This window comes from Ruegeria sp. BI11, from assembly GCF_056538005.1.
This window is the reverse complement of the sequence record NZ_JBQFSM010000001.1, coordinates 44,669-56,600: the sequence shown is the minus strand read 5'-3', so window position 1 is coordinate 56,600 and position 11,932 is coordinate 44,669. Positions and strand designations below refer to the sequence as shown.

Below are 11,932 nucleotides of genomic sequence, written 5' to 3'. Positions count from 1 at the left end.
AATGACCGCAAGCAACGCGCAAAATCTGGAAGTCTCGGCCGAAGATCGCCTGCGCGCGGATTTTTACAATTTTCTAGGCCTGCTTCTAGCGGGCCCACCAGATCAGATGCTGCTGGATCAGGTGGCGGGATTGACTGGGGATGACACTGAACTGGGTCAGGCCATTCAGGCTATGGCCCGGGTGGCCAAGGTCACCAAACCCGCCGCGGCAGAACGGGAATTTAATGCGCTTTTCATAGGGCTGGGCCGGGGTGAATTACTGCCCTACGGCAGTTTTTATCTGACTGGTTTCCTGAACGAGAAACCTCTGGCGCAGTTGCGCAACGACATGGCCGCACGTGGGATCACCCGCGCGCAGAACGTGTTCGAACCCGAAGACAACATCGCCTCGCTGATGGAGATGATGGCGGGTATGATCGTAGGGCGCTTTGGCACCCCGGCGTCTGTCGAAGATCAAAAGGCGTTCTGGAACAAACATATCGGCCCCTGGGCTGCGCATTTTTACTCGGATTTGGAAGCTGCTGAGAACTCGGTTCTCTATGCCTCGGTCGGTACTGCCGGCCGGGTGTTCATGGAGATTGAGCGCGAAGCGTTCCGAATGACGGCGGCCTAGCCCGCCACTCGTCGGCGCCCGTATTGGCGCTAGATCGCAAATGGGAAAGGAGAAGCCCATGAGCAAGACCAAGGAAGAAGGTGCCACGCGCCGAGACTTCCTCAAGCTGGCCGGAACCGCAGCACCCGCTGCTGTTGCCGCAGCCACATTAAGCGGAAAAGCCGAAGCAGCCGAGCTGCCTACGGACGAAACCCGCATGCAGGACACAGCGCACACCCGCGCGTACCTGGAAAGCGCGCGCTTCTAAGCCGCCCCGACTGCGCCCGGCTTACCGGCCGGACGATGTCACCAACCGACTGACGGTTGCGATTGGCCCTGACGTCGGCATCAGCAGTACCAAGCCAGCCGTGGCTTACACGGCGAGCAAGGGAGGAAAACAATGCTAAGGAAAAAGACCAACGGGGTAGCGAGACGCCCCCAGCGGACAAGTATCCTGTCCCAAATCGGCGAGAAAACCGTCGATCGCCGCGCATTCCTGCGTGGCTCGGGCCTGACGATTGGCGGTCTTGCCGCGATCAGCGCAACGGGTGGAACCGTGACGCAAGCCAGCGCCCAAACAGCGGCAAACACTGCCGTTGAGAATATCAAATCCGTGTGCACGCACTGCTCGGTGGGCTGTACGGTCGTTGCCGAAGTGCAGAACGGCGTCTGGATCGGGCAGGAACCCGGCTGGGACAGCCCGTTCAATTTGGGAGCACACTGTGCCAAAGGGGCTTCGGTCCGCGAGCACGCCCATGGCGAACGCCGCCTGAAGTATCCGATGAAAAAGGAAGGTGGCGAGTGGAAGCGCATCAGCTGGGAAGAGGCGATCAACGAGATCGGCGACGGCATGATGAACATCCGCGAAGAATCCGGGCCGGACAGCGTGTACTGGCTGGGTTCAGCAAAGCATAACAATGAACAGGCCTATCTGTTCCGCAAGTTCGCCGCCTACTGGGGCACGAACAACGTGGACCATCAGGCCCGTATCTGTCACTCAACCACTGTTGCGGGTGTTGCGAACACATGGGGCTACGGCGCCATGACTAATTCGTATAACGACATGCACAACAGTAAGGCGATCTTCATCATCGGTGGTAACCCGGCCGAGGCGCATCCTGTCTCGCTGCTGCATATTCTGCGCGCGAAAGAGCAAAACAATGCGCCGCTGATCGTGTGCGACCCGCGCTTTACACGCACTGCGGCCCATGCAGATGAATATGTCCGCTTCCGCCCCGGCACAGACGTTGCGCTGATCTGGGGTATCTTGTGGCACATCTTCGACAACGGTTGGGAGGACAAAGAGTTCATCCGCACCCGTGTCTGGGGCATGGATCAGATTCGTGAAGAGGTTGCCAAGTGGAACCCGGATGAGGTGGAACGTGTAACCGGAACTCCGGGATCACAGTTGAAACGCGTTGCCCGCACGATGGCGAATAACCGTCCCGGTACGGTCGTCTGGTGCATGGGTGGTACGCAGCACACCAACGGCAACAACAACACCCGCGCCTACTGCGTGCTACAGCTTGCGCTTGGCAACATGGGCACCTCGGGTGGAGGCACCAACATCTTCCGCGGCCATGACAATGTGCAGGGCGCGACGGATCTTGGTGTTTTGTCCCACACCCTGCCCGGCTATTACGGCCTATCCGCTGGCGCATGGGGCCACTGGGCACGCGTCTGGGGTGAAGAACCGGAATGGCTGGCTGGCCAGTTCGCTACAATCAAGGACAAGGAAGGCAAAGACAAGCCGCTGCAGAACGAACGCGGTATCCCGGTTTCCCGTTGGATCGATGGCGTTCTGGAAGACCCGGCCAACATGGATCAGGACAACAACGTCCGTGCCATGGTTCTGTGGGGCCACGCGCCCAACTCGCAGACCCGGATGACGGAAATGAAGACAGCGATGGAGAAGTTGGACATGCTGGTCGTGATCGACCCGTATCCCACCGTCTCGGCCGTGCTGCATGACCGCACCGATGGCGTCTACCTGTTGCCCGCCTGTACGCAGTTCGAAACCCGTGGCTCGGTCACGGCATCGAACCGGTCGCTGCAGTGGCGTGACAAGGTGGTGGAACCGCTGTTCGAAAGCCTGCCGGACGAGGTCATCATGGCCAAGTTCGCCAATAAGTTTGGATGGGCGGATCGGTTCTTCCGCAATATAGAGATGGAGGACCCGGAAACCCCGAATGTTGAAAGCATCACGCGTGAGTTCAACTCGGGCCTCTGGACCATCGGATATACCGGTCAATCGCCGGAACGTTTGAAAAGCCACATGGCCAACCAGCATACGTTCGACAGAACCACGCTGCAGGCCATCGGCGGCCCGAACGACGGCGAGTACTACGGTCTGCCCTGGCCGTGCTGGGGAACTGCTGAAATGGGGCATACGGGGACACCAAACCTCTATGACATGTCCAAACCAGTGGCCGAAGGCGGCCTGACTTTCCGCGCCCGTTTCGGCGTGGAACGCGATGGCGACAACCTGCTGGCCGAAGGGGTCTATAGCGCTGGATCGGAAATTCAGGATGGCTATCCCGAATTCACGATGCAGATGCTAATGGACCTTGGCTGGGACGGTGACCTAACCACTGAAGAGCGGGCAGCAATCGACGCCGTTGCAGGGCCCAAGACCAACTGGAAAACCGACCTTTCCGGCGGCATCCAGCGGGTCGCGATTGAGCATGGCTGTGCGCCTTTCGGGAACGCCAAAGCCCGCGCGGTCGTCTGGACGTTCCCGGATCCAATCCCACTGCATCGCGAACCGCTTTATACACCGCGTCGCGACCTGGTGGAGGATTACCCAACCTACGAGGACCGTCAGGCTTATCGCCTGCCCACCCTTTATGCCTCGATCCAAAAGAACGACTTTTCAAAGGATTACCCGATAATCCTCACATCTGGTCGTCTGGTCGAATATGAAGGTGGCGGTGATGAAACACGGTCGAACCCGTGGCTGGCCGAGCTGCAGCAGGATATGTTCGTCGAGATCAATCCTCGCGATGCCAACAACCTTGGTATTCGTGACGGATCACAGGTCTGGGTCGAAGGTCCTGAGGGCGGCAAGGTCAAGGTGATGGCGATGCTGACCAACAGGGTCGGTGCCGGCGTGGCCTTCATGCCATTCCACTTTGGCGGCCATTTTCAGGGTGAGGACCAGCGGCACAAATACCCCGCAGGTGCAGACCCTTATGTGCTCGGTGAAAGTACCAACACCGCCCAGACCTATGGCTATGATTCAGTGACCCAGATGCAGGAGACCAAGTGTACTCTCTGCAAAATCTGGGCAGCGTAAGGAGGACGATAATGGCTAGAGCAAAGTTTCTCTGCGACGCTGAACGCTGCATCGAGTGCAACGCCTGCGTCACCGCGTGCAAGAACGAGCACGAGGTACCCTGGGGCATCAACCGCCGCAGGGTGGTGACGATCAATGACGGCAACCCGGGCGAACGCTCGATCTCGGTGGCCTGTATGCATTGCTCGGATGCACCTTGCATGGCGGTGTGCCCGGTCGACTGCTTCTATCAGAACGAAGAAGGGGTCGTCCTGCACTCCAAGGACCTGTGCATCGGTTGCGGTTATTGCTTTTACGCGTGCCCCTTCGGCGCGCCGCAATACCCGCAGGCCGGCAACTTCGGATCGCGCGGCAAGATGGACAAATGTACCTTCTGCGCAGGTGGTCCCGAGGAAACGCACTCGACCGCCGAGTTCGCCAAATACGGTCGCAACCGGATCGCCGAGGGCAAACTGCCCATCTGCGCCGAGATGTGTTCCACCAAGGCCCTGCTTGCCGGTGACGGCGACGTTGTTTCGGCCATTTACCGCGAACGCGTTGTGGCGCGCGGATTTGGCTCAGGCGCCTGGGGTTGGGGCACTGCCTACGACCAAAAAGACGGTTAAATCCGTTTGAAAACGGGCGGTTCCGCGGTGACATCCACGGTACCGCCTCAGCTTGCTCACGACACGTTGGCCGAGCATATGCAGGCGTGACCTATCCGAGAGGAATCATCCATGACCGAAGACGTTTACTGGCTGTTGACGCTCGACCTGCAAGCAAATCAGGATGCCGCCTTTGATGCGCTGATGGCCGAAATGGTTGAAGCAACATTGAATGAAAGCGGCGCGAAATCTTATGAATGGCACCGCAGCGGATCGGCAATTCACATCTTTGAACGATACGCCAGTTCCGATGACGCGATGATCCATATGCAGAATTTCGGGGCAAATTTTGCAGATCGGTTTCTGGCCATTCTGACGCCAACCCAACTGCGCGTTTACGGGCCCGCAAAAGAAGACCTGCACGCGGCGCTTACACCGGTAGGAGCAGTTTTTCACAAGCAAATCGGCGGCTTTGACCGATAAATACGAACGACACAGGAGATTCGACAGATGCGCCTGATCTTAATGCTGCTGATCCCCCTATTTCTTGCAAGTGTTGCCTGGGCTCAGGAAAGCGCGGACGTCCCGACTGACTCCGATCGCAGCACCACTGGCGGCGCGACCACACTGGAGGATATTTTGGCCCGCCAGCGTGGCGAAAAGGTCGACAACAGCTATCGCTCGGAAAACACCGGTCAGGGCAATGCCGAAGGTCTGTTGGGTCAGCTGGGGACACGCGGCGTGGCCTCTGACAGCGATGTCTATCGCGCGATCCGATACGGTTCGGCCGATACCACGGTTTCATCCAAAGGGCCCGCAGCGGGTATTCTGATCCAGGACGGCGGCATGTGGTGGTTGAACTTCCGCACTGGGCCGTTGCGCGAATACGGCACGTATATCGTGGGCGGGATGCTGGCCATTATCGTGCTGTTCTTTCTGATCCGTGGGAAAATCCGCATCGACGGGGAAAAAACCGGGCGCACCGTGACCCGCTTTACCAGCTTTGAACGGTTCGGCCACTGGCTGTTCGCCGGGTCTTTCCTGGTGCTCGGCCTTACGGGCCTGCTAACGCTTTATGGTCGTGATTTCTTGATCCCACTCTTCGGAAAAGAGGGTTTTGCCACCATCGCGCAGGGTTGCAAATGGCTGCACAACAACCTTGCATGGGCTTTCATGCTGGGATTGATCATCGTGACCGTAAACTGGATCGCGCATAACATTCCCAACCGTACCGACCTGAAATGGCTTGCCGCCGGAGGGGGTCTGTTCACCAAAGGCAGCCACCCACCGGCCAAGAAATTTAACGCTGGTCAAAAGGTCATCTTCTGGGCCTGTATCCTGCTGGGCGTCTCGATCAGTCTGTCGGGGCTTTCGCTGCTGTTCCCGTTCGAACTGCCGATGTTCGCCAAAACCTTCTCGGTCGCCAATGCCACCGGCATTCCTCAGATGTTGGGCCTGAACCTTCCGACGCAGATGTCCCCACAAGAGGAGATGCAGTACGCGCAGGTCTGGCACGTAATGATCGCCTATGTGTTCATCGCCATCATCATCGCCCACATCTACCTCGGTTCAATCGGCATGGAGGGAGCCTTTGACGCAATGGGTACTGGTGAGGTCGAAGAGCAATGGGCGCGCGAACATCATTCGCTTTGGCTGGAAGAAGTCCAAGAAAAAGAGGCCGGTAAGGCAGCGGCCTCACCCGCAGAATAGATGCGCGGGCTGGTTCTGGCCCTGGCGCTGGTCCCCCTGCCCGCCATGGCCGAGTTTTTCACGCTCAAGGGTCACGGTGGGCCGATCATGGGGATCGCCACCGCGCCGGACGGGCGGATTGCCACGGCCAGTTTCGACAACTCGGTCGGGTTGTGGTTGAACCGCAATCCCGAATGGCTGGAAGGGCACGAGGCCGCAGTGAACTCGGTCGCATTCAATGGACGCGCGATCTATTCGGCAGGCGATGATTTCACGCTGCGCCGTTGGCCAGGCGGAGAGGTAGTTGGCCAGCACAAAGGTAAGATCGTGGGGGTTGCGGCCTCAAAGACGCATGTGGCCACCGCCAGTTGGGACGGCACCATTGGCCTTTGGCCCGAAGATGGATCAGCCGCGCAAACACTTGCGGCGGGCAGTGGCGTCAACGCCGTCACGTTTTCACCGGATGGGGCAACGCTGTACTCGGCTGGAATAGATGGAACGCTGCGGGTGTGGGATGTGGCCAGCGGTCAGGAAACGCGGCGGTTGGTTGAACACGGGTTTGGGATCAATGAACTGGTTTTGAACATCTCCGGCAACTGGATTGCCTATGGCGCGGTCGACGGCGTGACCCGCATTCTCGACCTGGGCACCGGCGAAGAGCGCGACTTTACCCTAGACCGCCGCCCTATTTTGGCCCTTGCGCTTAGCCCGGATAGACGCCTGTTGGCTGTTGGGGATGGCGAGGGCTACATCATGGTGATCGACACCATCGAATGGCGCATCGCGCAGGATTTCCGCGCCACTCTGCGCGGCCCGGTCTGGGCGCTAGCCTTTTCTGCGGATGGTCAAAACATCCATGCAGGCGGTATTGACGAGGCGATGTATAGTTGGCCGGTCTCAGCCCTTGGCGATCGAGAACAGATGGCCGCCGCTGAACCGAGTTTCCTAAAGAACCCCGAAGAAATGAGCAACGGAGAACGGCAATTCGCCCGCAAATGCTCGATCTGCCACAGCCTGACACCTGACGGGCAAAGACGCGCGGGGCCCACCTTGCACGGTGTCTTTGGGCGCAAGGCCGGGACGCTGGCTGGATATTTCTACTCGGATACGCTGCAAGACTCTGATATCGTTTGGAATGACGAAACGATAAATGCCCTTTTCGACGAAGGGCCAGACCACTACATACCGGGATCGAAGATGCCGATGCAGCGGATCACTCAGGCCCAGGACCGCGATGATCTGATCGCCTTTCTGCGCAGCGCAACGGCACCGGAGAATGAAGCCGGAGGAGACCAATGAAAGCCTTTCTTGCCGCTGTGGCCGCAATGGTCGTTATCACCGTCGCCGCGCCTTATGTGCTGCAACAGGTCGGGTTCAGCGCTGCTGAAGCGGGAACCGGTTCGGCTGTGCGTCTCGACTGAATGTCCGAATATCTAACTACTAAAGAGCTGGCCGACCTGCTGCGCATTGGCGAGCGCAAGGCCTATGACCTTGCCTCATCCGGCGAGGTCCCCTGCGTGCGCGCCATGGGCAAACTGCTGTTTCCACGGGCCGAGGTCATTGCCTGGCTGAACGCATCCCGCTCAGGTCCGCAAGTGGCGGAGCCCGCCCTACCCCCGATCATTGCCGGCAGCCACGACCCATTGTTGGATTGGGCTTTGCGTGAAAGTGGCTCGGGTCTGGCGACTTATTACGACGGCTCCTTCGACGGGCTGACCCGCCTGAAAGACCGCAGCGCGCAAGCCGCTGCACTGCATATTCATGAGGATCAGGGGTTCAACACGCAATCCCTGCGCGCCAATCTGGGTGAAGCCCCTGTGGTTCTGTTTGAGATCGCTCAACGGCAACGCGGCCTTTTGCTGGCCCCCGGCGTCACCGGCATTGGCGGGTTTGCCGATCTGAAAGGACGACGGGTGATCCTGCGTCAGGACAGTGCCGCCAGCCAACGGTTGTTCGACGCACAGTTGGAAGCTCACGCTCTAACGCGCGACGATCTAGACACCCTACCTACCTGCGCCCGCACCGAAGAGGAACTGGCAATTGCCCTGCATGACAGCAAGGCCGAGGCAGGGTTCGGGTTGGGTGCCCTGGCTAGCCTGTACAATCTGGGCTTCGCTCCCACCCACTCCGAACGTCTGGATCTGGCGATTTGGCGCCGTGCCTATTTCGATGATCCGATGCTCAAACTTCTCAGCTTTTTGCAGTCCGAGCGCTTTGCCAACCGCGCGGTCGAATTCGGCGGTTACGACCTGTCCGGGCTGGGCACGATTCACCACAATGGCGCAAGCGGCTGATCCCGGTCACTTGGCGTTGGGAAAGAACAGCTGTTGACCATCCAGCTTGTAGGACGCAATCGCCGCCTGCCCGTCAGGGCCAATTAGCCAGTCGATGAACCGCTGCCCCGCAGAGGCCCGCACCTGCGGGTGCTTGTCCGGGTTCACAAGAATGATGCCGTATTGATTGAACAAGCGCGGATCACCTTCGACCAGAATCTCAAGATCACCTCTGTTGCCAAAGGATTGCCAAGTGGCGCGATCCGTCAGCACATAGGCCCCCATCCCACTGGCCACGTTCAGCGTCGCCCCCATGCCAGAACCGGTTTCGCGGTACCACGTCCCCGATGCCGCTGTAGGATCAGCATCCGCCATGCCCCACAGGCGCATCTCGGCTTTGTGCGTTCCGCTGTCATCCCCGCGCGAGGCGAATGGAGCTTCGGCCTCGGATAACGCAACCAGTGCCTCCACGATATCAAGGTTGCCCCGCACTTTGGCCGGATCGGATTTCGGCCCGACCAGAACAAAATCGTTGTACATTACGTCGAACCGCTCGACGCCCCAGCCATCGGCAACGAATTGATCTTCTGCCGGTTTTGAATGCACCAGCAACACATCTCCATCCCCGTTGATCGCATTGCGGATTGCCTGACCTGTACCCACGGCAACAACGCGCACGTCGATCCCTGTTTCAGCCTCAAACCCTGGAAGGATGTAATCCAGCAAGCCCGAGTTTTGGGTGGATGTGGTCGATTGAACCACAATAAAGGGTTCCTCAGCGCTGGCCGACGCTGCGGTCAGGCCAATAGTAATCAATGCTGCCCGAATGTAAGACCGGATCATTTAGATCTCCGTTATTGATTAAGTGACTAGTCCGCCAGCCAGATATCGGCGCGCCGCGTCGCTTTTGGGGGCATCCAGTACCTGCTTGGCCGCCCCATGTTCAACCACTTGCCCCCCCTGCATCATCACGATGTCGGCGGCTAACCGCCGAGCCTGCCCGATGTCATGCGTCACCATGACGATGCGAACACCACGGGTTGAGGCACGCAGGATCATCCGCTCGATCATCTGCGTGGCGCTGGGATCCAACGCGCTGGTGGGTTCGTCCAGAAACAACGTCTCGGGGTTCAGCGCGAGGGCGCGCAGTATGGCCAGTCGCTGCGCCTCTCCCCCGGACAGCGACCGGGCGGATTGCCGGGCTTTGCCGTCCAGGCCACCTTCGGTCAGCAATTCCTCGATCCGGAGTTTGCGGGCGCTGCGAGGCATTCCCTGGCGTTTCAGCACAAAATCCAGATTGGCCGCAACCGAGCGGCGCAACAGCACAGGCTGCTGAAACACCATCGCCTGCCGTGCCTTGTTTTCCGCATTCAGGACAGAACTACCCTGCTGGACTCGTCCGCGATCTGGCACGATCAGCCCATGTAAGCAGCGCAGCAGGAGGCTTTTGCCCGACCCGTTCGGCCCAAGAATCATGGTTGGCCCCGGACCATCCAGCGCCAGATGCGGCACATCCAGCAACACCTTGCCTTTACGGGTGATCCGAACACCGTCGACAGACAGGCAGCTGGCCATATCCAGGGTCAGGTCACGCATGGCGCAGTCCCTCCTGTTCGGCCCGCAGGCTGAGCGTGCTGACCATGGCATTCACCGCTACTGCAATACCGATCAGGATCGCCCCCAACGCCAGAGCCAGCGCCAGATTGCCCTTTGACGTCTCTAACGCGATGGTCGTCGTCATAACCCGCGTCACATGGTTGATATTGCCGCCAACGATGATCACCGCCCCGACCTCGGCAATGGCGCGACCAAACCCCGCCAGCAGCGCAGTCACCAATGCCAGACGCGCATCCCAAAGAAGCACTGGAACCGACGCCAGCCGGGACACGCCTAGCGATCGGAGCTGTTCCGAATATTCCTCGGCCAGCATCTCGACCACTTGCCGGGTCAGAGCAGCAATAATCGGAGTAACCAAAACCACCTGCGCAATGATCATCGCCGTTGGCGTATAGAGCAGCTCAAGCACACCTAAGGGTCCCGAGCGCGACAGCATCAAATAGACCAACAGCCCGACAACGACCGGTGGGAACCCCATCAGAGCATTCATCAGCACGATCAGCATACGGCGTCCGGGAAAGCGTGCAACCGCCAAGGCGGCGCCGACAGGCATACCGATAAGTGCGGAAATCAGCACGGCAAAGATGGAAACTTTCAGGGACAACAGCACAATCGCCCACAGCTCCGTATCCCCATTCAGGATCAGAGTCATCGCCGAACTGAATTCTGATGCAAAACCTTGCATTTTCTACCGAGGTTGATGCATTTCGTACAAAATGCGCCTGAATTCATATGGATATTAGATCATTTGAGCGCCAAGTACAGACACGATTCCGACATCCCCCAACGAAAACGCGGCCCCGATCGGGACCGCGCACATTCAGCCAAATGGACTGGGTTTAATTCAACGCAGCATCGGTGATCTGATGCGTCCAGGCCCCGTTAGGCTCTTTGGTGATCGCTGGGTTTTCCGCTGAAACTGCCGAAAGGAGCGTTTTCACAGTTTGCTCATAGTCGGCAGGATCAAGCGCCCCATCCGAACCCGCGATCAGTTTTGCGACTTCGCCCATCATGTAGACCTGATGGTCCAGTTCCTGCGCACCGCTCGCGTCGAAATCCAGAACGATCTCAGCTGCTTCTTCCTGATTTTCGGCAGCGTACGCCCAGCCCTTCATCGACGCCCGCACGAACCGAACCATTTTGTCTACGAACTCCGGATCCTCCAGGTTTTCTTCCAGAACGTACAAGCCGTCCTCAAGCATACCAAAACCCATCTGAAGGTAGTTGAAGGTGACCAGCTCTTCCGGAGTGATACCTGCCTGCAGAATTTGGCGGTATTCATTGTAGGTCATAGTTGAAATGCAATCCGCCTGCCCTTGAATCAACGGATCAGCTGAAAACGCCTGCTTCAGAACGGTCACGCCGTTTTCATCCGCGCCGTCGGTCTCGATCCCCAACGATGCCATCCACGCATAGAACGGGTATTCGTTTCCAAAGAACCACACGCCCATGGTCCGGCCCGGGAAATCATCAGGAGATTCAACACCTGTCGACTTGAGGCAGTTCACTTGCAGGCCGCCGGTTTTGAAAGGCTGTGCGATATTGACCAGCGGCACTCCACGCTCGCGTGCGGCCAGTCCCGCCGCCATCCAGGTCGTGATGACATCGGCCCCACCGCCAGCAATAACCTGTTCGGGTGCAATGTCAGGACCGCCAGGTTTGATGGTCACATCAAGCCCTTCTTCGTCATAGAACCCCTTGGCTTCCGCTACGAAATAGCCGGCAAACTGAGCTTGACCGACCCATTTCAATTGCAACGTAACCTCATCCGCTGCCAAAGCTGTGCTGGCTGCCAGACTCAAGGCGGCGACCGCCCCGCTAAGTAGCTTATTCATCTTCAAGTCTCCTAGTTGCTGTTGGCGCCCCATTTTTGGGGTCTGTT

Annotated in this window: 13 protein-coding genes; 9 read left to right on the top strand and 4 right to left on the bottom strand. The window is 58.7% G+C overall.

Annotated elements, in window-relative coordinates; genetic code table 11:
• The first annotated feature begins 1 nt into the window (after position 1).
• The 9 genes from ACR0DT_RS00280 to ACR0DT_RS00240 all read left to right on the top strand — a co-directional run bounded on the left by ACR0DT_RS00280 (position 2) and on the right by ACR0DT_RS00240 (position 8,454).
• Positions 2-613, top strand: coding sequence for a TorD/DmsD family molecular chaperone (locus ACR0DT_RS00280; RefSeq protein WP_480708823.1), 612 nt, complete (start codon positions 2-4; stop codon positions 611-613).
• A gap of 58 nt (positions 614-671) precedes the next feature.
• Positions 672-860, top strand: a complete 189-nt coding sequence (locus ACR0DT_RS00275) for a ubiquinol-cytochrome c reductase iron-sulfur subunit N-terminal domain-containing protein (RefSeq protein ID WP_480708822.1) — start codon at positions 672-674, stop codon at positions 858-860.
• Positions 861-992: 132 nt separating this feature from the next.
• Complete coding sequence (locus ACR0DT_RS00270; RefSeq protein ID WP_480708821.1) at positions 993-3,887, top strand: formate dehydrogenase subunit alpha; 2,895 nt, start codon at positions 993-995, stop codon at positions 3,885-3,887.
• An 11-nt stretch (positions 3,888-3,898) separates the two neighbouring features.
• Positions 3,899-4,492: a formate dehydrogenase FDH3 subunit beta gene (gene fdh3B / locus ACR0DT_RS00265; protein WP_037307340.1), complete on the top strand. Its 594-nt coding sequence runs from the start codon at positions 3,899-3,901 to the stop codon at positions 4,490-4,492.
• 111 nt (positions 4,493-4,603) lie between these two features.
• On the top strand, positions 4,604-4,954 hold the full coding sequence (locus ACR0DT_RS00260; protein ID WP_480708820.1) for a putative quinol monooxygenase: 351 nt from the start codon (positions 4,604-4,606) through the stop codon (positions 4,952-4,954).
• Between the two features lie 27 nt (positions 4,955-4,981).
• Positions 4,982-6,181 carry a formate dehydrogenase subunit gamma gene (locus ACR0DT_RS00255; RefSeq protein WP_480708819.1) on the top strand — a complete coding sequence of 400 codons (1,200 nt, stop codon included), beginning with the start codon at positions 4,982-4,984 and terminating at the stop codon, positions 6,179-6,181.
• Positions 6,182-7,459: a c-type cytochrome gene (locus ACR0DT_RS00250; RefSeq protein ID WP_480708818.1), complete on the top strand. Its 1,278-nt coding sequence runs from the start codon at positions 6,182-6,184 to the stop codon at positions 7,457-7,459.
• Positions 7,456-7,581 (top strand): hypothetical protein, encoded by a 126-nt coding sequence (locus tag ACR0DT_RS00245; protein WP_480708817.1) that lies wholly within the window; start codon positions 7,456-7,458, stop codon positions 7,579-7,581. Before ACR0DT_RS00250 ends, ACR0DT_RS00245 begins: the two co-directional genes overlap by 4 nt.
• Positions 7,582-8,454, top strand: coding sequence for a substrate-binding domain-containing protein (locus ACR0DT_RS00240; RefSeq protein ID WP_480708816.1), 873 nt, complete (start codon positions 7,582-7,584; stop codon positions 8,452-8,454).
• 6 nt (positions 8,455-8,460) lie between these two features.
• Here the strand turns inward: ACR0DT_RS00240 and ACR0DT_RS00235 are convergent, their stop codons facing one another.
• From ACR0DT_RS00235 to ACR0DT_RS00220, 4 genes are all read right to left on the bottom strand, one after another.
• The gene (locus ACR0DT_RS00235; RefSeq protein WP_480708815.1) at positions 8,461-9,276 is read right to left on the bottom strand and encodes an ABC transporter substrate-binding protein; all 816 of its coding nucleotides are present in this window, start codon (positions 9,274-9,276) and stop codon (positions 8,461-8,463) included.
• Positions 9,277-9,294: 18 nt separating this feature from the next.
• A complete protein-coding gene (locus tag ACR0DT_RS00230) occupies positions 9,295-10,029 on the bottom strand; it encodes an ATP-binding cassette domain-containing protein (RefSeq protein ID WP_480708814.1) in 735 nt (244 codons plus the stop codon).
• Entirely contained in the window at positions 10,022-10,735 is a 714-nt protein-coding gene (locus tag ACR0DT_RS00225; RefSeq protein ID WP_480708813.1) for an ABC transporter permease, read from the bottom strand. The genes ACR0DT_RS00230 and ACR0DT_RS00225 overlap by 8 nt, the downstream gene beginning before the upstream one ends.
• Positions 10,736-10,889: 154 nt before the next feature.
• Positions 10,890-11,885 carry an ABC transporter substrate-binding protein gene (locus ACR0DT_RS00220; protein WP_480708812.1) on the bottom strand — a complete coding sequence of 332 codons (996 nt, stop codon included), beginning with the start codon at positions 11,883-11,885 and terminating at the stop codon, positions 10,890-10,892.
• Positions 11,886-11,932: the final 47 nt, after the last annotated feature.

Excerpts from the sequence above, each read along its gene's own strand:
- ACR0DT_RS00225 (WP_480708813.1), bottom strand. The coding sequence starts at position 10,735 with ATGCAAGGTTTTGCATCAGAATTCAGTTCGGCGATGACTCTGATCCTG.
- ACR0DT_RS00280 (WP_480708823.1), top strand. The coding sequence starts at position 2 with ATGACCGCAAGCAACGCGCAAAATCTGGAAGTCTCGGCCGAAGATCGC.
- ACR0DT_RS00245 (WP_480708817.1), top strand. The coding sequence starts at position 7,456 with ATGAAAGCCTTTCTTGCCGCTGTGGCCGCAATGGTCGTTATCACCGTC.
- ACR0DT_RS00240 (WP_480708816.1), top strand. The coding sequence starts at position 7,582 with ATGTCCGAATATCTAACTACTAAAGAGCTGGCCGACCTGCTGCGCATT.
- ACR0DT_RS00255 (WP_480708819.1), top strand. The coding sequence starts at position 4,982 with ATGCGCCTGATCTTAATGCTGCTGATCCCCCTATTTCTTGCAAGTGTT.
- ACR0DT_RS00275 (WP_480708822.1), top strand. The coding sequence starts at position 672 with ATGAGCAAGACCAAGGAAGAAGGTGCCACGCGCCGAGACTTCCTCAAG.
- ACR0DT_RS00220 (WP_480708812.1), bottom strand. The coding sequence starts at position 11,885 with ATGAATAAGCTACTTAGCGGGGCGGTCGCCGCCTTGAGTCTGGCAGCC.
- ACR0DT_RS00235 (WP_480708815.1), bottom strand. The coding sequence starts at position 9,276 with ATGATCCGGTCTTACATTCGGGCAGCATTGATTACTATTGGCCTGACC.
- ACR0DT_RS00230 (WP_480708814.1), bottom strand. The coding sequence starts at position 10,029 with ATGCGTGACCTGACCCTGGATATGGCCAGCTGCCTGTCTGTCGACGGT.
- ACR0DT_RS00250 (WP_480708818.1), top strand. The coding sequence starts at position 6,182 with ATGCGCGGGCTGGTTCTGGCCCTGGCGCTGGTCCCCCTGCCCGCCATG.
- ACR0DT_RS00270 (WP_480708821.1), top strand. The coding sequence starts at position 993 with ATGCTAAGGAAAAAGACCAACGGGGTAGCGAGACGCCCCCAGCGGACA.
- ACR0DT_RS00260 (WP_480708820.1), top strand. The coding sequence starts at position 4,604 with ATGACCGAAGACGTTTACTGGCTGTTGACGCTCGACCTGCAAGCAAAT.
- fdh3B (WP_037307340.1), top strand. The coding sequence starts at position 3,899 with ATGGCTAGAGCAAAGTTTCTCTGCGACGCTGAACGCTGCATCGAGTGC.